General features: G+C 45.5%; 26 protein-coding genes and 4 riboswitches. Of the genes, 13 read left to right on the plus strand and 13 right to left on the minus strand.

Annotated elements, in window-relative coordinates; translation table 11 throughout:
* Positions 1 to 67 precede the first annotated feature (67 nt).
* A complete protein-coding gene (gene licT / locus NZD81_RS12445; protein WP_040081343.1) occupies positions 68 to 901 on the plus strand; it encodes a transcriptional antiterminator LicT in 834 nt (277 codons plus the stop codon).
* Between the two features lie 282 nt (positions 902 to 1,183).
* The gene (gene bglS, locus NZD81_RS12450) at positions 1,184 to 1,912 is read left to right on the plus strand and encodes a beta-glucanase (RefSeq protein WP_289860614.1); all 729 of its coding nucleotides are present in this window, start codon (positions 1,184 to 1,186) and stop codon (positions 1,910 to 1,912) included.
* Between the two features lie 41 nt (positions 1,913 to 1,953).
* Here the strand turns inward: bglS and citH are convergent, their stop codons facing one another.
* On the minus strand, positions 1,954 to 3,234 hold the full coding sequence (citH, locus tag NZD81_RS12455) for a citrate transporter CitH (protein ID WP_069838405.1): 1,281 nt from the start codon (positions 3,232 to 3,234) through the stop codon (positions 1,954 to 1,956).
* Between the two features lie 201 nt (positions 3,235 to 3,435).
* Between citH and NZD81_RS12460 the strand changes: the two genes are divergently transcribed.
* From NZD81_RS12460 to NZD81_RS12470, 3 genes are all read left to right on the plus strand, one after another.
* Entirely contained in the window at positions 3,436 to 5,496 is a 2,061-nt protein-coding gene (locus tag NZD81_RS12460; RefSeq protein ID WP_282373817.1) for a catalase, read from the plus strand.
* 49 nt (positions 5,497 to 5,545) lie between these two features.
* A complete protein-coding gene (locus NZD81_RS12465; RefSeq protein ID WP_282373816.1) occupies positions 5,546 to 5,830 on the plus strand; it encodes a hypothetical protein in 285 nt (94 codons plus the stop codon).
* A gap of 143 nt (positions 5,831 to 5,973) precedes the next feature.
* Positions 5,974 to 6,645 (plus strand): DUF3298 and DUF4163 domain-containing protein, encoded by a 672-nt coding sequence (locus NZD81_RS12470; protein WP_040081349.1) that lies wholly within the window; start codon positions 5,974 to 5,976, stop codon positions 6,643 to 6,645.
* Positions 6,646 to 6,686: 41 nt separating this feature from the next.
* Here NZD81_RS12470 and NZD81_RS12475 read toward each other — a convergent pair whose 3' ends face one another.
* Positions 6,687 to 7,880 (minus strand): NupC/NupG family nucleoside CNT transporter, encoded by a 1,194-nt coding sequence (locus NZD81_RS12475; RefSeq protein WP_014665943.1) that lies wholly within the window; start codon positions 7,878 to 7,880, stop codon positions 6,687 to 6,689.
* A gap of 127 nt (positions 7,881 to 8,007) precedes the next feature.
* Positions 8,008 to 8,109, minus strand: a riboswitch (purine riboswitch).
* Between the two features lie 152 nt (positions 8,110 to 8,261).
* Here NZD81_RS12475 and NZD81_RS12480 point away from each other — a divergent pair.
* From NZD81_RS12480 to NZD81_RS12505, 6 genes are all read left to right on the plus strand, one after another.
* Positions 8,262 to 9,014, plus strand: coding sequence for a (S)-benzoin forming benzil reductase (locus NZD81_RS12480; protein WP_040081350.1), 753 nt, complete (start codon positions 8,262 to 8,264; stop codon positions 9,012 to 9,014).
* Positions 9,015 to 9,209: 195 nt separating this feature from the next.
* Positions 9,210 to 10,058 (plus strand): methyltransferase domain-containing protein, encoded by an 849-nt coding sequence (locus NZD81_RS12485; RefSeq protein WP_282373815.1) that lies wholly within the window; start codon positions 9,210 to 9,212, stop codon positions 10,056 to 10,058.
* Between the two features lie 150 nt (positions 10,059 to 10,208).
* Positions 10,209 to 11,624 carry a GntP family permease gene (locus NZD81_RS12490; protein ID WP_040082487.1) on the plus strand — a complete coding sequence of 472 codons (1,416 nt, stop codon included), beginning with the start codon at positions 10,209 to 10,211 and terminating at the stop codon, positions 11,622 to 11,624.
* 23 nt (positions 11,625 to 11,647) lie between these two features.
* Positions 11,648 to 12,364, plus strand: a complete 717-nt coding sequence (locus tag NZD81_RS12495; RefSeq protein WP_282373814.1) for a CoA transferase subunit A — start codon at positions 11,648 to 11,650, stop codon at positions 12,362 to 12,364.
* Positions 12,361 to 13,011 carry a CoA transferase subunit B gene (locus NZD81_RS12500; RefSeq protein WP_014665937.1) on the plus strand — a complete coding sequence of 217 codons (651 nt, stop codon included), beginning with the start codon at positions 12,361 to 12,363 and terminating at the stop codon, positions 13,009 to 13,011. Before NZD81_RS12495 ends, NZD81_RS12500 begins: the two co-directional genes overlap by 4 nt.
* 16 nt (positions 13,012 to 13,027) lie before the next feature.
* Complete coding sequence (locus tag NZD81_RS12505; protein WP_014665936.1) at positions 13,028 to 13,801, plus strand: 3-hydroxybutyrate dehydrogenase; 774 nt, start codon at positions 13,028 to 13,030, stop codon at positions 13,799 to 13,801.
* A gap of 51 nt (positions 13,802 to 13,852) precedes the next feature.
* Here the strand turns inward: NZD81_RS12505 and NZD81_RS12510 are convergent, their stop codons facing one another.
* The 9 genes from NZD81_RS12510 to NZD81_RS12550 form a co-directional block, all read right to left on the minus strand.
* Complete coding sequence (locus tag NZD81_RS12510) at positions 13,853 to 14,989, minus strand: 5-methyltetrahydropteroyltriglutamate--homocysteine S-methyltransferase (protein ID WP_014665935.1); 1,137 nt, start codon at positions 14,987 to 14,989, stop codon at positions 13,853 to 13,855.
* A 77-nt stretch (positions 14,990 to 15,066) separates the two neighbouring features.
* A riboswitch (SAM riboswitch) is annotated at positions 15,067 to 15,173 on the minus strand.
* 68 nt (positions 15,174 to 15,241) lie between these two features.
* Complete coding sequence (locus tag NZD81_RS12515) at positions 15,242 to 16,375, minus strand: 5-methyltetrahydropteroyltriglutamate--homocysteine S-methyltransferase (protein ID WP_069150809.1); 1,134 nt, start codon at positions 16,373 to 16,375, stop codon at positions 15,242 to 15,244.
* An 81-nt stretch (positions 16,376 to 16,456) separates the two neighbouring features.
* Positions 16,457 to 16,563: riboswitch (SAM riboswitch) on the minus strand.
* A 65-nt stretch (positions 16,564 to 16,628) separates the two neighbouring features.
* On the minus strand, positions 16,629 to 17,117 hold the full coding sequence (locus NZD81_RS12520) for an LURP-one-related/scramblase family protein (protein ID WP_014665933.1): 489 nt from the start codon (positions 17,115 to 17,117) through the stop codon (positions 16,629 to 16,631).
* A 129-nt stretch (positions 17,118 to 17,246) separates the two neighbouring features.
* Positions 17,247 to 17,525: a hypothetical protein gene (locus NZD81_RS12525; protein ID WP_080478290.1), complete on the minus strand. Its 279-nt coding sequence runs from the start codon at positions 17,523 to 17,525 to the stop codon at positions 17,247 to 17,249.
* Positions 17,526 to 17,802: 277 nt separating this feature from the next.
* Positions 17,803 to 17,928: a hypothetical protein gene (locus tag NZD81_RS12530; RefSeq protein WP_014665931.1), complete on the minus strand. Its 126-nt coding sequence runs from the start codon at positions 17,926 to 17,928 to the stop codon at positions 17,803 to 17,805.
* 105 nt (positions 17,929 to 18,033) lie between these two features.
* Positions 18,034 to 19,266 carry a peptidase T gene (gene pepT / locus NZD81_RS12535; protein WP_282373813.1) on the minus strand — a complete coding sequence of 411 codons (1,233 nt, stop codon included), beginning with the start codon at positions 19,264 to 19,266 and terminating at the stop codon, positions 18,034 to 18,036.
* 49 nt (positions 19,267 to 19,315) lie between these two features.
* Positions 19,316 to 19,972, minus strand: a complete 657-nt coding sequence (gene yxjL / locus NZD81_RS12540; RefSeq protein ID WP_069838414.1) for a two-component system response regulator YxJL — start codon at positions 19,970 to 19,972, stop codon at positions 19,316 to 19,318.
* On the minus strand, positions 19,959 to 21,179 hold the full coding sequence (locus tag NZD81_RS12545) for a sensor histidine kinase (protein ID WP_282373812.1): 1,221 nt from the start codon (positions 21,177 to 21,179) through the stop codon (positions 19,959 to 19,961). Before NZD81_RS12545 ends, yxjL begins: the two co-directional genes overlap by 14 nt.
* Before the next feature lie 17 nt (positions 21,180 to 21,196).
* Positions 21,197 to 21,670 (minus strand): DUF1453 domain-containing protein, encoded by a 474-nt coding sequence (locus tag NZD81_RS12550; protein ID WP_282373811.1) that lies wholly within the window; start codon positions 21,668 to 21,670, stop codon positions 21,197 to 21,199.
* 228 nt (positions 21,671 to 21,898) lie between these two features.
* Between NZD81_RS12550 and galE the strand changes: the two genes are divergently transcribed.
* Complete coding sequence (galE, locus tag NZD81_RS12555) at positions 21,899 to 22,918, plus strand: UDP-glucose 4-epimerase GalE (RefSeq protein WP_069150592.1); 1,020 nt, start codon at positions 21,899 to 21,901, stop codon at positions 22,916 to 22,918.
* Positions 22,919 to 22,948: 30 nt separating this feature from the next.
* On the opposite strand, the gene NZD81_RS21290 is transcribed toward galE, so the two are convergent.
* Entirely contained in the window at positions 22,949 to 23,878 is a 930-nt protein-coding gene (locus tag NZD81_RS21290) for a zinc ribbon domain-containing protein (RefSeq protein ID WP_282373810.1), read from the minus strand.
* Between the two features lie 272 nt (positions 23,879 to 24,150).
* A riboswitch (guanidine-I (ykkC/yxkD leader) is annotated at positions 24,151 to 24,253 on the plus strand.
* 77 nt (positions 24,254 to 24,330) lie between these two features.
* Here NZD81_RS21290 and NZD81_RS12565 point away from each other — a divergent pair.
* Positions 24,331 to 25,167 carry a YitT family protein gene (locus NZD81_RS12565; protein ID WP_003242615.1) on the plus strand — a complete coding sequence of 279 codons (837 nt, stop codon included), beginning with the start codon at positions 24,331 to 24,333 and terminating at the stop codon, positions 25,165 to 25,167.
* Positions 25,168 to 25,208: 41 nt separating this feature from the next.
* On the opposite strand, the gene NZD81_RS12570 is transcribed toward NZD81_RS12565, so the two are convergent.
* The gene (locus tag NZD81_RS12570; RefSeq protein ID WP_282373809.1) at positions 25,209 to 26,666 is read right to left on the minus strand and encodes an aldehyde dehydrogenase family protein; all 1,458 of its coding nucleotides are present in this window, start codon (positions 26,664 to 26,666) and stop codon (positions 25,209 to 25,211) included.
* Positions 26,667 to 26,788: the final 122 nt, after the last annotated feature.

The following is a 26,788-nucleotide window of genomic DNA, read 5'->3' on the forward strand; positions in this document are numbered from 1 at the left end:
TGACCTAGTGCAAAAAGGATGTACAATCAAGATATAGCCTGTTCTTAGTTGATTGGAGGGACATGTCATGAAAATTGCGAAGGTGATCAACAATAATGTGATCAGCGTGGTCAATGAACAGGGGAAAGAGTTGGTTGTCATGGGCAGGGGGCTCGCGTTCCAGAAAAAGTCCGGCGATGATGTCGATGAAGCCCGCATTGAGAAGGTGTTTACGCTCGATAACAAGGATGTATCAGAAAAATTTAAAACCCTTTTGTATGATATACCGATCGAGTGCATGGAAGTATCCGAAGAGATTATCAGCTACGCAAAATTACAGCTCGGCAAAAAGCTCAACGACAGCATCTATGTGTCGCTGACCGATCATATTAACTTTGCCATCCAGCGCAATCAGAAAGGGCTTGATATCAAAAACGCCTTGCTGTGGGAAACAAAACGGCTGTACAAAGACGAATTTGCCATTGGCAAAGAAGCGTTGGCCATGGTAAAAAACAAGACTGGCGTGTCTCTGCCAGAGGATGAAGCAGGCTTTATTGCTCTGCATATTGTCAATGCCGAGCTGAATGAAGAGATGCCCAATATCATCAACATTACAAAAGTCATGCAAGAGATTTTGAGTATTGTAAAATACCATTTTAAAATTGAATTCAATGAAGAATCGCTTCACTATTATCGGTTCGTCACCCACTTAAAGTTTTTCGCACAGCGTCTTTTTAACGGTACACATATGGAAAGCCAGGATGATTTTTTGCTGGAGACAGTGAGAGAAAAGTATCATCGGGCGTATGACTGCACGAAGAAAATCCAAACCTACATTAAGCGGGAGTATGAGCACAAGCTCACCAGTGACGAGCTATTGTATTTAACGATTCACATAGAGAGGATAGTCAAACAAGCATAATGAGAGCGCTGACATTTTTATTTTCGTGTGTTCGTTTTTTCTTACATTTCAATATGATGATGGTAGGATTGTTACTGATAAAGCAGGCAAAACCTAAATTACAATGAGTGCGGATCATTTATGTCTGGGCTAATGGTAATTTAGGTTTTTATTTTTTTAGAGGGAGGTGATCATAGCAATCAGTAAGATTCGTTATTATCATTATTTTGACCGATGTTCCCTTTTAAAAGAATCATGTAAGATCAACATAGAAAACGCTTTCAATGAAAGGGGAATGCCAATATGCCTTATCTGAAACGAGTGTTGCTGCTTCTTGTCACTGGATTGTTTATGAGTTTGTTTGCAGTCACTTCTACTGCCTCGGCTCAAACAGGTGGATCGTTTTTTGACCCTTTTAACGGCTATAACTCTGGCTTTTGGCAAAAAGCAGATGGTTATTCAAATGGAGATATGTTCAACTGCACTTGGCGTGCTAACAACGTATCAATGACGTCATTGGGTGAAATGCGTTTGGCGCTAACGAGTCCATCTTATAACAAGTTTGATTGCGGGGAAAACCGCTCTGTCCAAACATATGGCTATGGATTATATGAAGTCAGAATGAAACCAGCTAAAAACACAGGGATCGTTTCATCGTTCTTCACTTACACAGGTCCGACAGATGGAACCCCTTGGGATGAGATTGATATCGAATTTTTAGGAAAAGACACAACAAAGGTTCAATTTAACTATTATACAAATGGTGCAGGAAACCATGAGAAGATTGTGGATCTCGGGTTTGATGCAGCCAATGCCTATCATACGTATGCGTTCGATTGGCAGCCAAACTCTATTAAATGGTATGTCGATGGGCAATTAAAACATACTACAACAAACCAAATTCCGACAACACCAGGAAAAATCATGATGAACCTGTGGAATGGCACGGGGGTCGATGAATGGCTCGGTTCCTACAATGGTGTAAATCCGCTATACGCTCATTACGACTGGGTGCGCTATACAAAAAAATAATGTACAGAAAAGGATTTCCGCCAGCGGAAATCCTTTTTTGATTAAAACGAAATAATCCCGATCAAAAGCGCCGCAATCGTCATCACAATCGTTGTCCCCACGGCCCATTTAATAGTGAATTTTTGATGGTCGCCAAAGCTGACGCCTGCCATTCCGACTAATAGATAGGTGGAAGGCACGAGCGGGCTGAGCAGATGCACGGGCTGACCCAGCAAGGAGGCTCTTCCGATTTCAGCGGCGTCTATTCCGTAAGCGGAAGCGGCTTCGGCGATGATGGGAAGGACACCGAAGTAAAAGGCGTCATTCGACATGAAAAAGGTGAAGGGCATGCTTACGATCGCAGTGATCAACGGCAGATGCGGACCCATGGCGTCAGGGATGAGTGAAACGAGAGAATGCGCCATGGCATCCACCATTTTTGTGCCGGAGAGAATGCCTGTGAATATCCCTGCCGCAAACACCATTGAGACAACGTTTAACGCGTTACCCGCATGCGCCGAGATTCGTTTCTGCTGCTCTTTGACATTTGGATAGTTGACCATCAAGGCGATGGCGAACGCGGTCATAAAAAGAACAGGGAGCGGCAGCAGGCTGGTGATCAGAGCGGCCATCAGAGCGATAGTCAGCAGCAGGTTAAACCATTGGAGAGCGGGACGCTTCAGCGGCGTAGCCTCTGGATCGGAAGACGGTGCGTGATCAATCGAAATGACGCCGAGCCGCTTCCGCTCTTTCTTTCCGAGGATATAAGCAACGGCGATCACCCAGAGAATGCCGGCGATCATAGCGGGAATCAGCGGCGTGAAGACCTCTGACGTGTCCAATTTTAAGGAGGCCAAAACCCTCGCAGTCGGCCCGCCCCACGGGATAATATTCATAACCCCCGAACCGAGCATCGCTATTCCCGCTAACACCAAACGATTCATGCCGAGCCGTTTGTACAGTGGCAGCATCGCCGCAATCGTAATCATATAGGTTGTTGTCCCATCTCCGTCCAGCGAAATGGTCATAGTCAGAACCGCTGTGCCTACGGCGATTTTTAACGGGTCTCCTTTGACAAACGATAAGATTTTGGCAATGAGAGGATCAAACAGGCCTGAGTCGATCATAATGCCGAAATACAGGATGGCGAATAACAGCATAATCCCGGTAGGAGCGAGGTCTGTAACACCCTGAATCATCATCTCGCCAAGATCTTTGCCAAATCCGCTGATCAGGGCAAACACAACAGGAACGACAATCAAAGCAATAAGTGCGGAAAGCCGGTTAGACATAATAAGGTACATAAAAACAATCATCATCACAAAACCGAGTATGGCAAGCATGATATGACCTCCCCTATTCAACAGCTTTTTTTCGTAAGCGCTTCCATACTTTCTTTCTGTAAAGAAGGCTTATTTCAAATGTGTATGACCTCATCCTGATATGTAGACCTAAAATCCTATTGAGCGGATTGGCAGTTTATATCAAGAACGCCACGGGTAAATGTGCTGTAGAATGTTTCGTTTTAAAAAGGGGGAACAGACATGAGTAATGATCAAAATAAACGTGTAAATGAACACTCAAAGGACGAGCAGCTTGAACAGTACAGGACCGATAACAGCGGGAAGAAAATGACGACAAACCAAGGCGTGCGGGTGTCGGAGGATGAGCATTCGTTAAAGGCCGGGGTTCGCGGCCCGACCCTAATGGAGGATTTTCACTTCCGGGAGAAAATGACGCACTTTGACCATGAGAGGATTCCGGAGCGCGTTGTGCATGCGCGCGGGTATGGCGTGCATGGCTTTTTTCAGGTTTACGAGCCGATGACCGAGTACACACGGGCCAAATTTCTTCAGGACCCTTCAGTGAAGACACCGGTATTTGTCCGTTTCTCTACGGTTGCGGGTTCTAAAGGCTCCGCAGACACGGTGCGGGATGCCAGAGGCTTTGCGACAAAGTTTTATACTGAAGAAGGAAATTATGACCTTGTGGGTAATAACATTCCGGTGTTTTTCATTCAGGATGCGATCAAATTCCCGGATTTGGTTCACGCGTTTAAGCCTGAGCCACACAATGAAATGCCTCAGGCTGCGACCGCCCACGATACGTTTTGGGATTTTGTCGCCAATAACCCTGAGTCGGCTCACATGGTAATGTGGACGATGTCAGACAGAGGCATTCCGCGCAGCTACAGAATGATGGAAGGCTTCGGCGTCCACACGTTCCGTTTTGTCAATGAGCAAGGGAAGGCGCGTTTCGTGAAATTCCATTGGAAGCCGGTGCTCGGCGTGCATTCTCTCGTATGGGATGAAGCACAAAAAATTGCCGGGAAAGATCCCGATTTCCACCGCCGCGATCTGTGGGAAACAATTGAAAACGGCGGCACGGTTGAATACGAGCTTGGCGTGCAGATGATTGACGAAGAGGATGAATTCAAGTTTGATTTTGATATTCTTGACCCGACCAAACTGTGGCCGGAAGAGCTCGTGCCAGTGAAAATCATTGGGAAAATGACGCTGAACCGCAACCAGGATAATGTGTTTGCGGAAACAGAACAGGTCGCATTCCACCCTGGAAATGTCGTGCCGGGCATCGATTTTACAAATGACCCGCTTCTGCAGGGGCGGCTTTTCTCTTATACAGATACACAGCTCATCCGTCTTGGCGGCCCGAACTTCCATGAGCTTCCGATTAATCGGCCGGTATGTCCGTTCCATAACAACCAGTACGACGGCTATCACCGGATGACGATCAATAAGGGACCTGTCGCTTATCATAAAAACTCTCTGCAAAACAATGATCCGTCGCCTGCGACAGCTGAAGAAGGCGGATACGTCCACTATCAGGAAAAAGTCGAGGGCAAAAAAATCCGCCAGCGAAGCGACAGCTTCAACGATTATTACTCACAGGCGAAGCTGTTCTGGAACAGCATGTCTCCAGTGGAAAAGCAACACATCATTTCTGCTTTCTGCTTCGAGGTCGGGAAGGTCAAAAGCAAGGACGTCCAGCGGCAGGTCGTTGATGTCTTCAGCAATGTCGATGAAGATTTGGCGCAAGAAATCGCCAAAGGAGTAGGTGTGGCGGCGCCAGCGAAGCGTAGAGCATCTAAAGAAATTCTTACTTCGCCTGCATTAAGCCAGGCCCGTACAGTGAAAACCGCGTCAACAAGAAAAGTCGCTGTACTTGCTGGAAACGGATTTCATGAAAAAGAGCTGCAAACAGTGCTGGATGCTTTAAAGAATGAAGGAGTCATAGTGGATATCATCAGTCAGAATCTAGGGTATATGACAAGCGACAGCGGCCAGCAGCTTGAGGCCGGCGGCACGTTTCTGACTGTTGACTCTGTTCTGTATGATGCCGTCTATGCCGCAGGAGGGCCGGAGTTAAAAGACAACAAACAAGCGATGGCGTTTATCAGGGAAGCTTACAATCACTACAAGGCGATCGGTGCGGCAAATGAAGGAATTGACCTTCTTCAATCCTCTGTCGGAACAACAGAGGGACCAGGCATCGTGACGGCTAAAGATGAATCTGACTACGCCGCATTCAGCAAGACATTTATTGATGCGGTTGCCGCTCATCGCCATTGGGATAGACGAATTTGATCGGCTCCTGTATCTTAAAGAAAGATACTTTTCATAAGGAGCATGACAAATGAACAAAAAACAGCTCGCTGAAGCTTACGAACGCGACGAAAATATGATGATTTTGGTGTTTGCCCAATGGTGCGTGAACCATGACCTTGATCCGATGGAGCTGTACGCCAAAGCGTATCCGCAGCAAAAGCTGAATGAAAGCTTGAAAAAAACCATGGACGATCTGGTCGTGCCAAAACACGAAGCAGAGCACATTCCGAACCAGACTGTCATTGCGGTATTAGAGATGTTCGGAAATACAGATTTGGCACAAGCTGTTCATGAAGCGATTTCCGGGCGATAAAAAAGAGACATTCTGTGTCTCTTTTTTAGTGGGAAAAATCATGCTGTTAGACCTAGAAACTTCTTTCGACTTAATCAGTCTATAAAAGTGTGAATTGCTTAAATAAGGGAATGATAAACAGCGACATCAAAGGAGGAGATCGAATGAAGTGGAAAAACATACTGAAAGCTGCGGGGATTGCAGTCTTGCTTTTTTCCGTATTTGCATATGCAGCCCCATCTTTAAACGCAGTTCAAACGAAAAAACCAACTGTCAGCACCCATACGTACAAAAAAATCAAGGAATTAAAGTATCCACAAGTGCATCACATCGGGAATGCCGCTTTTGAAAAGAAAATCAATCAAGAGCTGAAAGCCTACATTGAACAATCGTATCAGGAATATCTGAAAAACAAAAAAGCAGGTGAACAACAAGGCTTCAAAACGGAATATCAAACATCCTTCAGCGTCAAGTACAATGCGGCGGGCAAGCTCAGCATTCAAACGCTCAATTATATCTATTCAGGCGGTGCCCATGGTTTAACGTCTGTTCAGTCTTTCAACTATGACTTGAACACACAAAAGCGCGTGACGCTGAATCAGATTCTGAACACCAAAACAAAAGTCAGCAAAACGAGAGATTATCTGTATAGTTATATCAAAAAACACGATGAGCTGTTTTTCCCTGATGTAAAGAAAGAGGATATCACCCTGAACCAAAACACAATGTTTTACTTTACGGCAAACGGGATCGCCATCGTCTTCGGCCAGTATGACTTGGGGCCTTATGTAGCAGGAATTCGGGATGTGCAGGTTCCAGCCTCTATTTATCAATAATCAAAAGAGCCATATCCGAAAAGGGATATGGCTCAATGTTTCTACCACACAAACAGGCCGACAATAGCAGCACTTAATAAAGATACCGCAATTCCGCTGACGAGGAGCTTCCACACGTTTCTCCCGATGACCGTTGACTTTTCTCCGTCAAGGATCGAGTTGTACGTGCCGTAAATCATGCCGACCGTACTGAAGTTTGCGAAGGACGTCAGGAATGTCGTCGCCACCGCAACGGTGTGAGGCGGAAGGGATTTGAGATTGTTTTTCAAGTCAAGCATCGCAACAAACTCGTTCGTTGCCAATTTCATGCCCATCAACTGAGCAACATACATCGCATCATGCACTGGCAATCCAAGCAGGAATGCGAACGGACTGAACAGATAAGCAAAAATCGTCTGGATGGTCAGGCCGTGTACGAAAACGCCAAGAATGCCATTCACTGCTGACGTTAGTGCGACATATCCGATCACCATGGCCAGGATTACGATAACCATGTTCATGCCGACAAGCATACTGTTAGAAATCGTAGAGAAAAAGTCTTTCTTTTCTTCTTTAGGCGGTGTATAGATGATATCTTCATCCTCCGGCACGTGAACAGGGTTCAGCAGGTTTGCGATAATCAGCGCATTTAAGCAGTTTAAAGGAATCGCTGTAAACACGTATGTTGCCGGCACCATTGACAGGTAAGATCCGATAATAGAGCCGCTGATGCTGCTCATGCTCATTAAACCGAATGTAAGCAGGCGGTTGTTATTTAATACCGTAAGCTGCTGGCGGATGACCGCAAGTGCCTCGGTATTTCCCAGGAACATCATTTGAATAGAGAAAAAGCTTTCTAATTTCGGCAAGCGGGAAGCCTTTGAAATCACCCATCCGATTTTATCAATCAGCCAAGGCAAAATTCCGAAATATGTTAGAATATCAAAGAATGTGACGATAAAGATAATTGGAAGAAGCGCACTAAAGAAAAAGTCTACTGTTTCATTCGCCATCACTGACGGAAAGGCAAACGCGATACCGTCACTGGCGCAAGCAATCAGCCAAGTGAAGAAATCACCAATTTTACCGATGGCCCAGCTCCCGACTTTTGTTCCCAGCATAAACCAAGTAATCAGCAATTCCAGAACAATTAACGTCATGATCGGGCGCCACTTGATTTTCTTTTTCTGCGGAGAACATAGGAATACAACTGCCATAATCACAATGAGACCAACAAGGTTTAGTAAAAAGTACATGATAGCAACTCCTATGAGGGTTATTATGGAAACAAAAAAAGCTCTTATCCTTCACAAATTCTGGAAGTGCAGAAAGTGTGAAAAATAAGAGCAAACAGAAAAGAACTTGTCCTTTTCAACTCGTTCAAATTTATTCAAACTTTCTTGTAGTCTAGTTTTTTACGGTTACTAGGTAGAAACAATCAGACCATATTACTGATCATATACAAGAATGTCTTTTTCTAAGATGATAGCAGTATTTTATCCTTTCACTTTTTGAAAATCAACCTTTTTAACTATTTTCACAATAATAAAATTTATATTCTGAAATGAGAAAATAAAGGAAAAACATGCTGGATTGCTATGTTGATATGATGATTGAAAATCAGGAGGGGAAAAATAATGAAGCATATTATCATTACGGGCACGTCAAGAGGAATTGGCGAAGCCTTAGCCCAAAAGCTCATCGATTCTAACCATCGGCTGTATTGTATATCAAGACGTCCTAATCAAAACCTGATTGATCAGGACAACCATATGCAATATTACTCGTTCGACCTCAAAGAGACCCACAAAATTGAAGCATTCTTTCAAAATTTGTTTGCACATATCAAACGAGATCCGCATCCGGAAGGCATTTATTTGATCAATAATGCCGGTGTGCTGTCGCCTGTGGCGCCGATAGAACATAATAAAGCGGAGGATATTGCCCGGCATATGCAGATCAATTTAATTGCCCCGATGGTTATGACCTCCCATTTTGTGCAGCACACGAAGCACATCGAAACGGATAAGCGAATCATGAATATCTCGTCAGCCTCTGCCAAATATTTAATGCCCTCACAAAGCTGTTACAGCACGTCAAAAGCGGGGCTGGATTCCTTTACGAAAAGCATCAATTTAGAACAGGAGAATCAGCGGAATCCAGTGAAAATCGCAGCGGTTTATCCGGGGGTGGTGGACACTCGGCTGCAAACTGAAATCCGCTCCGTCCGCAAAGAAGATTTTCCTTATGTTGATGAATTCATTCAGTTAGAGAAAGCGGGGAAATTACAGTCTCCTGAAGAAACCGCAGACGCATTACTTCATTTTCTGAATCAGGATGACTTTGGAAAACAAGCAGTCGTTGAACATCTCATTCCGGTTTCTGGATAATTGTTGTATGATAGGAGAGGGGAAACCCATACAGCAAAAAGGGAGTTTTTTTCATGATTATTCAATTCATTCGTTATAGATAATGACAGGTGTAGACAAACTGCCAGACCTGGCCAATTTTTGAGATAGGCCTAGGTTTATTTGTCTATGCCTTTTTCATTTATCTAAAAATGAATGAATGAGGTGTTTTTTATCATGAAGCAAACAGTTGATTTCAGCTTGTTTCGATGTCCGCTCTGCGGTTCTTCCATGGATGCGGCATCAGGAAAAAGCTTGATTTGTACAGAACGGCGGCATACATTTGATTTATCTCGGCACGGCTACGTGAACTTCCTGACAAAGCCGGTCAAAACCAGTTACGGTGCCGAGCTTTTTGAAGCGAGAAGCAGGCTGATTGGAGAATGTGGTTTTTTTGAGCCGCTCCATGATACGATAGCAGAACTCATCAGCCATCCCAAATCCGGTCAAGAGGCATTCACCATCCTGGACAGCGGTTGCGGTGAGGGTTCTCATTTGAATGCGCTTTGCGGGTTTGATTATTTAGGGAAAGAAGCGATGGGAATCGGCATCGATCTTTCGAAGGATGGGATTGTAAAAGCTTCTAAGGCATTCAAAGATCAAATGTGGGCGGTTGCCGATGTGGCGTGTGCTCCATTTCATGATCGCCAATTTGATGTTGTTCTGTCTATTTTTTCGCCATCTAATTATGCAGAGTTTCATAGACTGCTGAAGGATGATGGCATGCTCATAAAAGTAGTGCCGCGAAGCGATTATTTACTAGAATTACGGCAATTTTTATATACTGATTCACCGAGGCGTACGTACTCTAATGCGGCAGCTGTTGAGCGTTTTACAGCACATGCGGCGCACAGCCGTCCTGTCAGGCTCCGCTATATCAAAACGCTTGACCGGCAGGCGATCCACTGGCTTCTCAAGATGACGCCGCTTGCCTGGTCGGCGCCGAAAGACCGAGTCAGCCTGCTGAAAGAAATGACATCAGCCGATATTACGGTTGATGTTGATATCCTGATAGGAATGAAATGAATGGCAGAGGAAAGCTCCGAAAAAAGGGGCTTTCCTTTTTTAATCGGAATAGTTGGCCCACACTTCTCGTACATATGGAAAGGGGACGGAAACAGCCGATGCGGACAGGTTTTGTAAACGCTTTCTAGTTGGAGGAAATGGGGGATGTGTGTGGAACTGATCATCATTCTATTGGCGTTAGGTTTGCTGATGTTTACGGCGTATCGGGGATTTTCTGTCATATTGTTTGCGCCGATTTGTGCGTTATTCGCGGTGCTGCTGACAGATCCAAGCCATGTGCTGCCTTTTTTCTCATCAATTTTTATGGAGAAAATGGCGGGGTTTATTAAGCTGTATTTCCCAGTTTTTTTGCTCGGTGCGATTTTTGGAAAGGTCGTTGAAATGGCCGGACTTGCGGCATCGATCGCGAAAACGATTGTCAGGCTTGTCGGGGCAAAAAGAGCGATACTTGCCATTGTGCTGATGGGCGCTGTCTTGACGTACAGCGGCGTCAGCCTGTTTGTTGTCGTATTTGCCGTATATCCTTTTGCGAAAAACATGTTCCAAGAAGCAAACATACCGAAACGCCTCATCCCCGGAACGATTGCTTTAGGGGCATTTACGTTTACGATGGACGCGCTTCCGGGAACGCCGCAAATCCAAAATGTCATTCCGACGGCGTTTTTCAAAACAGACATTTATGCCGCCCCTTGGCTGGGTTTGATGGGCGCAGTGATTGTGCTGGCAGCTGGGATGCTCTATTTGGAATCAAGGCGGAAAAAAGCGCAGGCATCTGGCGAGGGTTATGGCGGTTTTGATTCGCTGAATGTTGCGCCTGAATCGACTGAGTCCCGTGCTAAACCGGACAAAAGCCCGATTCGGGATGCACTTGCCTTTGTCCCGCTTATTCTTGTCGGTGCAGTGAATAAATGCTTCACCATTTACCTGCCAAAGTGGTATCCGAATGGATTTGATTTTTCCTCCATAGGATTAAAGGAGTTCGGCAGGCTTGATATTTCTTCTGCCGCTGCCATTTGGTCGGTGGAGATTGCTTTAGTGATCGGCATCATCACAACGATTTTATTTGATTGGAGAAGCGTGTTTGCTCAAATGAAGGAAGGGCTGAATGAAGGGATCGGCGGAGCCTTGCTGGCATCTATGAATACGGGTGCCGAGTATGGGTTCGGCGGCATTATCGCCGCGCTGCCGGGATTTCATAAGCTGAGCAGCGGAATTTCTCATACTTTTACCGATCCGCTTGTCAATGGCGCCGTTACGACAACTGCGCTGGCGGGAATCACCGGCTCGGCTTCAGGTGGTATGGGCATTGCGCTAAGCGCGATGTCAGAGCAGTACTTACAGGCGATTCAGGCTTACAATATTCCGCCGGAGGTGATGCATCGTGTCATTTCAATGGCATCAGGCGGGATGGACACACTGCCGCATAATGGCGCCGTCATTACGCTTCTGGCTGTGACGGGACTGACTCACAGGCAATCGTATCGCGATATTTTTGCGATCACGCTCATCAAAACGGCTGCCGTATTTGCTGTGATCGCGATTTACAGCCTGACCGGCCTAGTGTAAGAGAAAACGAAAGGGGCATCAATATGGGAAAAGTGTTGTCATCTAGTAAAGAAGCTGCGAAATTGATTCATGATGGAGATACGCTGATTGCGGGAGGGTTTGGGCTGTGCGGCATTCCTGAACAGCTCATTTTGTCGATAAGAGATCGAGGAGTAAAGGATTTAACCGTTGTCAGCAACAATTGCGGAGTCGATGACTGGGGGCTCGGTTTGCTTTTGGCTAATAGGCAAATCAAGAAAATGATCGCATCCTATGTCGGTGAAAATAAAATTTTTGAGCGACAGTTTTTAAGCGGAGAGCTTGAGGTCGAGCTTGTTCCCCAAGGAACGCTCGCCGAGAGAATTCGTGCAGGCGGTGCGGGCATACCGGGATTTTATACGGCGACAGGCGTCGGCACCACCATAGCTGAGGGAAAAGAACATAAAACATTCGGCGGCCGGACTTATGTGCTGGAGCGAGGCATTACCGGCAATGTGGCGATCGTCAAAGCGTGGAAAGCGGACACCATGGGCAATTTGGTCTTTCGGAAAACGGCGAGAAATTTCAATCCCGTTGCGGCCATGGCAGGCAAGATCACGATTGCCGAGGCGGAAGAAATCGTGGAAGCGGGAGAGCTCGATCCAGATCATATCCATACGCCGGGAATTTACGTACAGCATGTCGTGCTTGGCACGAGCCAAGAAAAACGGATTGAAAAGCGAACAGTTCAGCAAGCATCGGGAAAGGGTGAGGCGAAGTGAAGGAAGCGAGAAAACGGATGGTCAAACGGGCTGTACAAGAAATCAAGGACGGCATGAATGTGAATCTCGGGATTGGAATGCCGACGCTTGTCGCAAATGAGATACCCGATGGCGTTCACGTCATGCTTCAGTCAGAAAACGGCCTGCTCGGAATCGGCCCCTATCCTTTGGAAGGGACGGAAGATGCGGATTTGATCAATGCGGGGAAGGAAACAATTACCGAAGTGACGGGCGCTTCTTATTTTGACAGCGCTGAATCATTCGCGATGATAAGAGGCGGGCATATCGATTTGGCTATCCTTGGCGGAATGGAGGTCTCGGAGCAGGGTGATTTGGCCAATTGGATGATCCCGGGCAAAATGGTAAAAGGGATGGGCGGCGCAATGGATCTCGTCAACGGGGCGAAACGAATCGTTGTCATCATGGAGCATGTCAATAAGCATGGCGAATCAAAGGTAAAAAAAACATGCTCTCTTCCGCTGACAGGCCAGAAAGTCGTGCACAGGCTGATTACGGATTTGGCTGTTTTTGATTTTGTGAACGGCCGCATGACACTGACGGAGCTTCAGGATGGCGTCACAATTGAAGAGGTTTATGAAAAAACAGAAGCGAATTTCGCTGTAAGCCAGTCTGTACTCAATTCTTAATGGGAAGGTGTTTGACATGAGAAAACAAGTCGCCTTGGTGACTGGGGCTGCCGGCGGAATCGGATTCGAAATGGCAAGAGAATTCGCCCGTGAAGGCGCCAGCGTCATCGTTTCAGACCTCCGTCAGGAAGCATGCGAAAAAGCAGCCTCCAAGCTTGCAGAAGAAGGCTTTGACGCGGCGGCCATTCCGTGTGATGTGACAAAGGAAGCGCAAGTTGCTGATATGGTGGACGCCATCCAAAAACGATACGGCCGCTTGGATATTTTGGTGAACAATGCCGGTATACAGCACGTCGCCCCGATTGAAGAGTTTCCGACAGAAACCTTTGAACTGCTGATCAAGGTTATGCTGACGGCGCCCTTTATTGCAATGAAGCATGTTTTTCCGATCATGAAAAAACAGCAGTATGGCAGAATCATTAATATCGCGTCTGTTAATGGCTTAGTCGGTTTTGCGGGAAAATCCGCTTATAATAGCGCCAAGCATGGCGTCATTGGACTCACAAAAGTCGGGGCGCTGGAAGGCGCGCCTCACGGCATTACAGTCAATGCGCTCTGTCCGGGTTATGTCGATACCCAGCTTGTCCGCAATCAGCTTAGCGATCTATCAAAAGCAAGAAATGTCCCTTACGACTCGGTACTTGAAGAGGTCATTTTTCCGCTTGTGCCGCAAAAACGGCTTCTTTCCGTCAAGGAAATTGCGGATTATGCCGTGTTTTTAGCAAGCGAGAAGGCGAAGGGCGTCACTGGGCAGGCTGTCGTCCTTGATGGGGGCTACACCGCACAATGACATAAAAAACACACTTGCTCCGCTAGGGAATCAAGTGTGTTTTTTCTTTGCTTATTTCCAAACATCATTCGCGATCTCAACCACATGGCGGAGCTTCGCCCATTGCTGTTCTTCAGTCAGCTTGTTGCCTTCCTCAGTTGAAGCGAATCCGCATTGAGGGCTGAGGCAAAGCTGGTCTAAGCTGACATAACGGGACGCTTCTTCGATACGGCGTTTCACGTCATCCGGATGTTCAAGCTCACCGAATTTAGATGTCACTAAGCCAAGAACTAGCTGAAGATCAGACCGTTTTACATAACGGAGCGGCTCAAATCCGCCTGAGCGCGAATCATCATACTCTAAGAAAAGGCCGTCAAGATTCAAGCCGTCAAAAATGGTTTCGGCTGCTGCGTCATAGCCGCCTTCTGCTGTCCAAGTGGACTGGAAGTTGCCGCGGCAAATATGCATGGTTACCGTCAAGTCATCCGGACGGTCTGCAATCGCGTCATTAATGGATTTCGCAAACAGCTGGCGAAGCTCGTCAGGCGTTGTTCCGAACGCTTCGATTTGTTTTAAGCCTTTTTCTGATAAGAAAACGGCCCACGCCGTATCATCAAGCTGGAGGTAGCGGCAGCCTCTGTCATAAAACGCTTGAATCGCTTTTTTATATGCTTTGGATACATCATGCTGGAAAAGATGATAGTCGTTTTTATACGCATCCTTTTCCAGTTTTCCGCGGAAAAACAGCATATTCGGGCTTGGAATCGTCATTTTTGGCGTCGCGTCACCGGCAATGCTATGGAGAAATGAATAATCTTCAAGCATTGGATGAGTTGAAAAATCGATATCACCTGTGACTTTAATGCCGCGTGCTTTTGTCTGTACGTTATGGAATTGGATTCCGTGCTCAGGAGTAAACGGCTCAACGCCATCTAAGTTTTCAAGGAAATCAAAGTGCCACCACGCTCTGCGGAATTCACCGTCTGTCACGACGTTCAGGCCGGTTTCCTTCTGTTTCTCCACAATGCGGATGATTTCATCGTTTTCGATCTGGCGAAGCTGCTCAGCCGTCATATCGCCGGCCGCTTTTTGCAGCCGCGCTTTTTTGACGGGCTCAGATCTCAGCAGGCTTCCGACTTGATCCGCGCGAAACGGCGGTTTTTTTCTTTGAAGTGATTTTTGTTCTGCGGGTGTTGTTTGTTGTGACATGTTGTCCATTCCTTCTTTCCATTCAAATATAAAAAAGCTCTTCCTTTGGATAAGGAAGAGCTTGCGTGACAATCTCAACCTTATCTTCAAGAGCAATCATTGCTCTAAAGGATTTAGCACCATTCTGTTAAACAGCGGTTGCCGGGTATCGCAGGGCCAGTCCCTCCACCTCTCTTGATAAGGAAAACCTTTTTATGAAATTTTCTGATAGTATCTATTATTCACACATTTTCTGTTTCTGTCAATGATAGATTATCTCCACACATCGTTGGCGATGTCGATGACATGGCGAAGCTTGGCCCATTGCTGTTCCTCTGTCAAAAGGTTGCCTTCTTCTGTAGAGGCGAAACCGCACTGCGGGCTGAGGCATAGCTGATCCAAGCTGACAAAACGCGCCGCTTCATTGATACGGCGTTTCACATCCTCTGGATTTTCAAGCTCGCCGTATTTCGATGTGATCAAGCCGAGCACGATTTGCAGATCCTTTCGTTTCACAAAACGGAGCGGATCAAAGTTTCCGGAGCGGTCATCGTCGTATTCCAAAAACAGGCCGTCAAGGTTTAAGCCGTCCAAAATCGTTTCCGCTACAGCGTCGTACCCTCCTGATGCCGCCCAGGTTGAGCGGAAGTTGCCGCGGCAAATGTGCATTGTGATCGTTAAATCATCAGGCCGGTCTGCCACTGCATCGTTAATCGTTTTGGCAAACAAGGCGGGCAATGTTTCTGGATCGCCTCCGAGTGCCCGGACAACCTCTCTGCCTTTTTCCTCAAAGAAGAGAGACCATGACGTATCATCAAGCTGGAGATAACGGCAGCCAACATCATAGAAGGCTTTGATTGCCTTTTTGTACGCTTGGGCCAAATCATGAAAATATTCCTCTTGATCGTCATAGATGCCTTTATCCGCCTTTTCGCCAAAAAACAGCATATTCGGGCTCGGAATCGTCAGCTTTGGTATCGCGCCCCCGGCAACTTCATGTAAAAATTGATAATCAGCAAGTGCTGGGTGGCTCGTAAAATCGAGTTTTCCCGTCACTTTGATGCTGCGCGCTTTCGTTTTCGCGTTATGGAACTGAATCCCCTCAGCCGGGATGAAGGGTTCCACTCCGTCAAGTCCTTCCAAGAAGTCATAATGCCACCAGGAACGGCGGAATTCCCCGTCTGTTACCACTTCAAGACCGATTTCTTTTTGTTTTTCCACGATGCGGGTGATTTCTTGATTTTCGATATCACGAAGCTGTTTCGCTGTTATCTCACCTGCCGCTTTTTTTTGCCGGGCTTCCTTCACCGTAGCGGAACGAAGCAAACTGCCGACGTGATCGGCGCGGAAAGGTGCTTTGCGTTGTTTTTCTGTTTTTTGTCCTGTAACATTCGTTTGTTGGGCCATGTTATTCGCCTCTTTCTGAATTATTGAGCATGTAAAAAGCTCTTCCTTTGTGTAAGGAAGAGCTTGAACGATCAAATCTCCGCCTCATCTGCAAGAACGCAATGTTCTTAAGGATTTAGCACCATTCTGTTTGAAACAGCGGTTGCCGGGTATCATAGGGCCAGTCCCTCCACCTCTCTTGATAAGGTACAACTTCATATTTAGATTTCAATTATCTTAATATTATTACTTTTGGATCAATTGTCAATGCTTTTTAGAAAATACTTTCATCTTCATCGTTATATAAAACCATATCAAGCACGATCGCGATGGCAGTGCAAATCAGAACATCTTCCTCGTTTGCAATCTGCAAATGATAGGAATCACCCCAGCTGAGCCACTTTTTGCTCACTGACATCCGGACATTTTCCCCGTCCGTCAGCTGGAATTCATCCCTCCATAAGTCACCATCGATTTCCCAGTTAAGGCCGGAAATCACAAATTTCGGTTTGAAAAACGTTACTTTCTTCGTTACCTCACAAACTGTTTTCCCACCAATTGAAATCTCATAGCGCGGCAATAAAGACATGAGTTTTTGTTCTATGGAAACGAGCGTTTTCCCGGATGAATCTGTCATTTGTAATGAGTCCCCTAACGAGAAAAAACGCCCCTCCACCTTGAAGATTTCTTGTTCATCCCGGTCATAAATGTGGAATGCATCTTTAAATGAGAACATTTTTTGTTTCATAAATAACTCGATCATTGCAGAAGTCTCCTTTTGGATTTGCCTTGTATGAAATTACGGATAGAGGATAAAAAGGTTTCAGGCTCTATCTCAACATAATTTTAAAAGGCTGCGTCATTCCGCAGCCTTTTCGTTTGAAATATAGAATTAGGAAAGATGCATCCGGCGTTTTTGGCGGATAGCGTCAAGGTCGATTAGGTTGTTGTGATGAGATGCGGCTGCTGGAAGAGGGCTTGTCTTTTGCGGTTTGCGGCGATTGTCCTTGCTGAAAGAAAAAAGAAGATAGCCGCATAAAGCGATGATAATAAATAGGATCATATTACATACCTCCCAAAAAAAGTTTTGGTACTCTCTATTGTACGGATAAAAAGTCAAAAAGTATTCAAAAAATTCTAAATCAAATAAAAATAAATAACTGCCCCTCAAAAACAGTCTAACCTGATGACCTGAAAATAGTCTTGCATTATGGTGATTGTTCTTGTTGATGATTGGTTCTATAGTTACTATCGACGATAAAATGAATTCCTTTATATAACTTTTAACCTAAATTAAAGTAATTCAAATTACCTGTTTTTGGATGCTGTCATCTTTCTTGATTAGTTTATACCCTATTTTGCGGAATTGAACACAAAAAACCCAAATTACGGAGCATTTGGGCGGTACGAGAGAATGCGGATTTTGTTTTGGGGATTTGGATGTCTGGTCAGAAGAAGCGTTTGAACATTTTTCTGATTTTTTGAAATGGGCTGGATTTCTTTTGCGTGTTAAGCGGCCTGGAAATGATCCATTTTTTCAATAGGCTCTTTGCAGCAATTGCATGTTTTGTCATTGTTTTTCCTCCTCATTTGTTGATACTTGTTTTACGGAGGACGTGTTTAAAATGTTTCATTTTCACATAAAAAAAACCAGCCCTTTTTTGGACTGGCTTTTGGCATTACGCTTGCTCTTCAAACAGCTTTGCAATCTCAACGATGACATTTACGGCTTTGACCATGTTATCAGCTGAGATGTATTCAAATTTGCCGTGGAAGTTTTCCCCGCCGGTAAAGATATTTGGCGTCGGGAGTCCCATGTAGGACAGCTGCGATCCGTCGGTGCCGCCGCGGATAGGGGAAATCTTCGGTTCGATGCCGAGGTTTTCCATCGCTTGCTTGGCAATGTTGACGATTTCGATGACAGGTAAAATTTTCTCTCTCATGTTGTAGTACTGGTCGTTCATATCCAGCAAAATCCGGTCTTGCCCGTATTCGTTCTGAAGTTCTTCAACGGCGCGCTTCATTGTTTCTTTTCTGCTCTGGAAGTTCTCTTTGTCAAAGTCTCTGATAATGTAGTGAAGCTTTGTTTCCTCTACGTCTCCTTGAATCGACAGCAGATGGTAGAAGCCTTCATAGCCTTCTGTATATTCAGGCGCTTCGTCTGCCGGCAGAAGGCTGTTCAGCTTCATCGCGATTTTCGCAGAGTTGATCATTTTCCCTTTTGCCGTTCCGGGATGTACGTTGTTGCCTTTAATCGTAATTTTCGCGGCAGCGGCATTGAAGCTTTCGTATTCAAGCTCGCCGAGCGGGCCGCCATCAACCGTGTAGGCAAAGGATGCATTGAACTGTTTCACATCAAATTTGTGCGGTCCTCTTCCGATTTCTTCATCAGGCGTAAAGGCGACTCTGATTGTGCCGTGCTTGATTTCTGGGTGTTTGATGAGGTAATCCATGGCTGTCATGATTTCAGCGATACCGGCCTTATTGTCTGCGCCGAGAAGGGTGGTGCCGTCTGTGGTGATGAGTGTGTGGCCCTTATAGCCAGACAGCTCAGGGAATTGATCAGGTGACAGGGTGACCTGCAGCTGTTCGTTAAGAACGATGTCATTACCATCATAGCTTTCGATGATTTGCGGATTCACGTTTTTGCCGGTAAAGTCTGTAGCGGTGTCGACGTGAGCGAGAAAGCCGATTGTCGGCACGTCTTTTTCAGTATTGGAGGGGAGCGTCGCCATGACATAGCCATTTTCATCAATGGCTGCATCCTGCATGCCGATGGACTTCAACTCATCAACGAGCATGTTTCCTAATGTCAATTGGCCGGGTGTGGAAGGACAGGTGTCAACGGATTCATCGGACTGTGTGTCGACTTTTACATATGTAGTAAACCGTTCAATGATTTCTTCTTTCATTTCCAATCATCTCCTTTGTCTTATTTTATCATGGCGGGCTGAGAGATTTCTATTGCACAATACCGTTTCGAATGGCAAAAACGACTGCCTGTGTCCGGTCTTGGGCATTGCATTTTTGCAGGATGCGGTGCACGTGGGTTTTCACAGTGCTTTCACTGACGAAAAGCTTTTCCGCAATGTCCTCATTTCTCAGCCCGTAGGCCATTTGCTGAAGAACCTCGAGCTCTCTTTTGGTGAACGGCTCTGCCAGTTCTTCGACATGAGTTTGCTGTTTCGCCCGAAATGTCTCACTGATAATTTTAGCGGCCGTGACTGTGCGGAAAATCGCCTCGCCCTTGGCCGCAGCGCGAATCGCATCTATCAATTCTTCAGGAAGCGCATCCTTCAGCAAATAGCCGACTGCGCCTGCACGGATGCCTTCAAATACATATTCCTCCGTGTCAAAGGTCGTTAAAATGACAATCTTTGTATCTGGAAGGGCGGACATGATGTCTTTCGCCGCTTCGATGCCTGAGCAATGCGGCATCTGGACATCCATGAGGATGACGTCAGGTTTTGTTTGTTTTGCGAGTGCTATAATATCGTGACCGTCGCCGGCCTCGCCAGAAACTGTCATATCCGTCTGGGCGTTGATGACGTACCGGAAGCCTTCACGCACAAGCGGCTGATCATCGGCAAGCGCGACGCGTATTTTATCTTTGTTCATCTTTTTGCTCCTTATTCGTTGTCGTGAGCGGCAATGACAGCTCAATTTGCAGGCCGCTCGGCTGCACGGCGCTAAAAGTAAGGGAACCGCCTGCTTTTTCAGCGCGTTCTTTCATTCCTGTCAGGCCAAATCCATAAGTAAGGCTGCCGGTGAATTGTCCGTCGTCGATGATTGTGACATAGAGATGGGTCTCGTCGTTAGAAATGACAGTCGCCGCATGAGAAGCGTCGGCGTGACGAATGATATTGGTCAGCGCTTCCTGCAAGATGCGGTAAATCGTTTCGCTTATGTTTTGAGGCCAAGACTCTTCTGACAGTCCGGCAGTATCTAAAGAAACGTGCAAGCCGCTCCGTTCCTCCACTTGATGAATGAGCCCCCGCAAAGCGGCAAGTCCCACCATCGATTCACTTCGGCCCATTTGGTGAACGACAGACCGCACTTCTTGAAGACATTCTCTGGCGACACTCAGTACATTTTGAATGACTTTTTCTGAATCCTCCTCGCTGCTTTTGAGGATATAGGGAAGAGATTGAAGCTGAACAATCACAGAAGTCAGCTCATGGCCGATGCTGTCATGAATGTCTCGGGCAATTCTTGTACGCTCCTCGAGGACCGCGTACCTTAATGAAAGAACAGATGCCTCCTGCAGCTCTGCATGCGCTTTCTGGAGTTCTTGATGAGCATGCTCCAGCTGCACATGCATTTTCGCCAATTCAGCATGATTTCGCTCAGCCTCCTTTCTCGCTTCTCGTCTGAAACGCATGGAGGAGAAGAGGACGTACAACCCGATCATGATCGAGATGTTGCTGACGATATCGTCCCAGCTGGTGTCAAAAACAGTATACAAAAAGAAAACATTGCCCCCAATTAGGCACACTGTAAAGATCAAAGACAGCCGTGCAGGAAGCTTTATGGCCGCATAAACCATTAAAAATACGAGTAAGAAAAAGGCGGCTCCCTGCTCTTGGCCTGAAACAGCCCAAAGAAAAACGGTCAGGAGCCAAAGCCCGACGAATATGCTCAAATGAACAGCAGCGGATGCCACATAGGGAATGACCCAAATGAATGCTAAGTACATCGCAAATACAAATGCCAGCAAAATGGGATCAGCTTTGGCTGGGTGAGATAAAAACTGTATGCAATTCAAAATGAGAATAAGGCTCGGCACAAGCTTCTTGTAGTGCCGAGCCGGAGATAGTCCGTTCATGCTGGTCCTTCTTTCAGTTATTGAATGGATACCTTGCCAGCGGTCAGCTGTCTGTATGCTTTATAAAGCATAATGTTACGGGCTGTGATGGTGCCGAGGGGAATGAAGAACATAGAATGAATAATGGCAATAAACATTTCGTTGCTCTCAGGAAGCCATCTTCTCGCGGCCATGCGCAAAGAAAGTATCACTAGAATGAGAATAACACTTCCAAGGGAGCCGCGTGAAGTGACCTTTCCGGTTTCCGGGTGAATCCGCACGTTTACCATCTTTCCAATGCCAAACCCGCAGGCCAGCCCGATCAGTAATAAAATGCCGCTGATCGCAACATGTAATACGGAATGAAAATACGCCGGCTGAAACGATGCGGATACGCCCCATAAGAGCAGCAGCGGAATGATCAGCAACTTCCCGGGTCTGACAGTTCTCTCCCGGTACATCGATAAAACAATAAGAATAAAGACAATAAAAATATAAGGGCTCATCGCCATGTCATCAAATCCTTTCTGCATTAAGCATAGCGAAAATAGGAAAGAAAAACGTCAACCGGCAGATTGATTTTTCAGCTGATAGACTTGTTCGAGCTGCATAAAGGTATGAAAATGCTGATAATATATGAAGAAACTATTAATAAACGATTAAACTTCTTGAAAATGGATGTGGACCGGTTCTAAACACTATATAATGAAATCAGGTCATTTTTTAGGAGGGTTTACATCATGGCAATACTTGTTACTGGCGGTGCCGGATACATTGGCAGCCACACATGTGTTGAACTATTGAACAGCGGCTACGAGATTGTTGTTCTTGATAATCTGTCCAACAGTTCGGCTGAAGCGCTGAACCGTGTAAAGGAGATTACAGGAAAAGATTTAACGTTCTACGAAGCGGATTTATTGGACCGGGAAGCGATAGATTCCGTTTTTGCTGAAAATGAAATCGAAGCTGTGATTCATTTTGCGGGGTTAAAAGCAGTCGGTGAATCTGTTGCGATTCCGCTCAAATATTATCATAACAATCTGACAGGAACGTTTATTTTATGCGAGACCATGGAGAAATACGGCGTCAAGAAAATCGTATTCAGTTCATCTGCGACAGTGTACGGCGTTCCGGAAACATCGCCGATTACGGAAGACTTTCCATTAGGCGCGACAAACCCTTATGGACAGACGAAGCTCATGCTGGAACAAATATTGCGTGATTTGCATACAGCCGACAACGAGTGGAGCGTTGCGCTGCTTCGTTACTTTAATCCGTTCGGTGCCCATCCAAGCGGACGGATCGGTGAAGACCCGAACGGAATTCCGAATAACCTCATGCCGTATGTGGCACAGGTAGCCGTTGGCAAGCTTGAGCAATTAAGCGTATTCGGAAATGACTATCCGACAAAAGATGGGACAGGCGTACGCGATTATATTCACGTCGTTGATCTCGCAGAAGGCCATGTCAAAGCGTTGGAAAAAGTATTGAACTCCACTGGGGCCGATGCATACAACCTTGGAACAGGCACAGGCTACAGTGTGCTTGAAATGGTCAAAGCCTTTGAAAAAGTGTCAGGGAAAGAGATTCCGTACCGTTTTGCGGACCGTCGCCCGGGAGACATCGCCACCTGCTTCGCAGACCCTGCGAAAGCCAAGCGGGAACTGGGCTGGGAAGCGAAACGCGGCCTTGAGGAAATGTGCGCTGATTCCTGGAGATGGCAGTCTTCTAATGTGAATGGGTATAAGAGTGTAAAATAACAAAAGGCTGGGGTTCTCCCCAGCCTTTTGTTATTTATCTAAGTTTACTTCAAATGTAAATGGATTGATTGTAATATCGTAGTTTTCGGAAGATCCTTCTAAAATAATGTTTGCCGTTTTGCTGTCGATTTTAGGGAAAACAATAATTCCTTCAGTTTTAACTCCCGGTAAGATTTCACTTTGAATTTCAGGATACTCAGAAAGGTCGGATTTAGGCTCAATCTGTTTATTATCAGCTGTAATTTTGGCATTGAAGTCATAAAAGCTGATTTCATCTTGTGATTTGTTTTCTATCTTTACATAAAGGCGAGTTTCTTTTTCAGCAAGTTCCACTTTTTGAAGCGTGAGTGCAAATCCGTGCTGATTCTGTGTTTTATTCACGTTAATTGTTTTTTGAGCTGGAGCAAAAGCTGTTGCATAGTCGCTTTTTTCAATGGAATCGGCAATGATTCTCGGTGCTGAAACGGAACCGCCCAAAGCATTTTCACCATCATATTTGTCTTTCACCGTACCGACTACATGAATAATGTCGTCATCTTTAATGTCTAAATCAGAGTCGTCGCTCATTATAAGCGTATTTTTGCTTAACTTTTCTGGATTATTGTAGCCTTGAAGATATGTACCATCATCGTCCTGTTCAACGTCAAAAACTTTTACATACAGATCGACTTTATAATTTTTGAATTGATTGGCATTGGTATATAGTTTCTCCATATCAGCCTTTTGCACTGTTTTTGTCGACTTTTTAGATGTGGAGCTGGTTGTTGTAGTAGAAGCTTGAGAGTCTCCGCTGTTTCCAAGGTTTGCAATAATGATAATGACTACTATTGCTAAAATTAACGTGATGATTTTATGTCTCATAAAAAAGTTGCGTTGGTCTTTACCGCAATTTGGACATTTTTTAACACCTTTTGCAATCTCTTGACCGCAAGCTTTGCAGTGCAATAGTTTAACTGACATTATATTTCCTCCTATGTAATTAATTGTTTAATATATATGTTCCATTTTGCCTATATAATCTCATATAGTCAATGATAAATTAGAAATGTGATTTTAGTTTTTTCTTAAAAGGGGGTACTTTTTATCATATCGACTAAATCTTTTATTTATTAACAGCGACCATCTTTTTAATTCTATTAATTTACTGATGAAATCTCCGCAAATACCCCTTGAACCAATTCGAGCCGTCCCGTATAATGCTAATATTGGAAAGTGAAAAGGATATGATCAAAACAGTGGTTTTCTAGGGTTCCGCAATGCAAATTGGACTGTGACCGAGAGAAAACACATAGCAGCTTGGCTGTTATGACACGGTGGGATAAAAGCCCAGGAGTTTCTGCTCTTTTTGCGAGAGCGTTCTCCTGGGTTTTTTTATTTGCTAGAACAGAACTATGAGAAGGAGTGTTTTCGTGATGAAAAAGAGAATGCTGGATGTACTTATGCTTGTGATTGGCGCTTTTTTCTTCGCGCTTGCGGTTAATTTATTTGCGATTCCCAATGATCTTGGGGAAGGCGGAGTCACTGGGATTACGCTGATATTGTATTATCTGTTTCAATGGTCTCCTGGTGTCACGAACTTTATCTTAAATGCGTTTTTGCTTTTAATCGGCTACAAGTTTCTGGATGGAAAAACAACCGTTTATACGATCATTGCGGTCGCGGCAAATTCGCTTTTTCTTCATCTGACACATGGGTGGAGCATTCCGTCTGATGAATTGATTATTAATACGATTTTCGCAGGTGTATTTGCGGGAGTCGGGATCGGCATGATTATCCGGGTCGGCGGGACGACAGCCGGTTCCGCGATTCTGGCCAGAATTGCTAATAAATATTTAGATTGGAATATCAGCTATGCGCTCTTGTTTTTTGATTTAATCGTAGTATTTAGCTCTTATTTTATTATTGGTGCGGAAAAAATGATGTTTACGATCGTGATGCTGTATATCGGTACGAAAGTGATGGACTTCATTATTGAAGGTTTGAATACGAAAAAAGCCATTACGGTCATTTCAGAAAATAAGAGTGAGATTGCAGAGCAGGTAAATACCTTGATGGATCGGGGCGTGACGATTTTATCAGGGAAGGGAAATTATACGGGCCAATCAAAGGAGATTTTGTATATCGTCATTAACAAACAGGAGCTGTCCATGCTGAAAAAAATCATTAGAAGCTGCGACAAAAAAGCGTTTGTGATCGTTCATGATGTACGCGACGTGTTTGGTGAAGGATTTGTGGACATATCAAAATAAAGAAAAATCCCTCTGTACTTGAAGCAGAGGGATTTTTTCGTTTAGAACGGATATTTGCGGTATTGCTTCTGGATCGAAATCCATTTCGTCACGGTAAATTCCTCGACGACCCACGGATTGCCGAAGCGGCCGACACCGCTTGCTTTGTTTCCGCCAAAGGCAATATTCGGTGAATCATTGACGGACTGGTCGTTGACATGGGTCATGCCGCTGTCAATTTGCAGGGCGAGCTTTTCGCCTTTTTCTAAATCAGAAGTGAAAACCGCAGAGCTGAGGCCATACTCGGTATCATTTGCCATGTCAATCGCTTCCTGATCGCTGCCGGCTTTGATAATGGTTGCGATTGGGGCAAACAGCTCCGTTTGGGCAATTTTGCTGTTGTTGTCCGCGCCGACAAAGACGTACGGCGTGAGTACGTTTCCGACACGTTTTCCTTCAACCGCAAGCTCTATGCCGTCTGCCTTTGCCTGCTCAATGATCTCCAGCGCTTTCTCGATTTGGCGCTCGTTAATCAGCGGGCCGACAACGGTTTTCGGATCGGTTTGATCACCGTACGGAAGCTGTTTGACACGGGAGGTGAATTTTTCTACAAACTCATCGTATACATCCTGATGAACGATGATCCTATTGATAATCATACAGATTTGTCCCTGGTGAATAAATTTACCGAAAATCGCGGCATCGACAGCACGATCGACATCCGCATCTGAAAGGACGGCAAATGGATTGTTGCCGCCGAGCTCAAGTGCCATCCGTTTGAAGGCACGGCCGGCGATTTCACCGATGTGGCGCCCGACTGCTGTTGATCCCGTAAAGCTGATTAATCTTGGGATTGGATTGGTGAGCATGCCGTCCCCGATTTCCTTTACATCCGCCAGCATGACGTTAAGGACACCGGCAGGAAGACCAGCGTGCTCAAACGCTTTCGCAATGATGGTTCCGCCGGAAAGAGCGGTTTGGATATCAGGCTTGTGAACAACGCTGTTTCCCAGCGCAATAGCGGGCGCAATCGTTCTCATAGATAAATTCATCGGAAAATTAAATGGAGAAATCGATGAAATGACACCGAGCGGAAGGCGGTAAATCTTATTGATTTTCCCCTCAATGTCTGATGGAACTTCTTTGACGCCGCCTAATTCACCAGTATACGTCATGGCTTCATCTAAAATGGCAATCGTTTGTTCCAGCTCAATCGTTGATTTCATAATCGTTCCGCCAGTTTCGCGAGCGATCATCATAATGATGTCATCACGGTTTTCCTGTAAAAAGCCGCGCGCTTTTTGCAGCACGGCTTTTCGGTCTTCCGTCGTGCTTTTGGCCCACTCTTTTTGGGCTTTCTGTGCAATGTCAAACGCATCCTCCAGCTGTTTGCCCGTTGCCAAAGATGCTGTTGTGATCACAGACTGGTCATACGGATTCAAAATGTCCTCCGTACGTCCGCTTTCTCCCTCAGTCCATTTTCCGTTGATAAAACTTTTGTTTAACGTTTCGAAACTCATAAGATGCCCCTCCTTTTGGTCCCGCATATCCTCTTCTATTTCCGCTGCCGCCAATATGTAAACGAATGAGGTTCTCTTTCAGTTTTTCGTCTATCTATACCGGATATACTCTTTTTTAGTGG

Origin of the sequence: Bacillus sp. B.PNR1 (assembly GCF_030386235.1) — a bacterium.
Lineage (GTDB): Bacteria > Bacillota > Bacilli > Bacillales > Bacillaceae > Bacillus > Bacillus stercoris.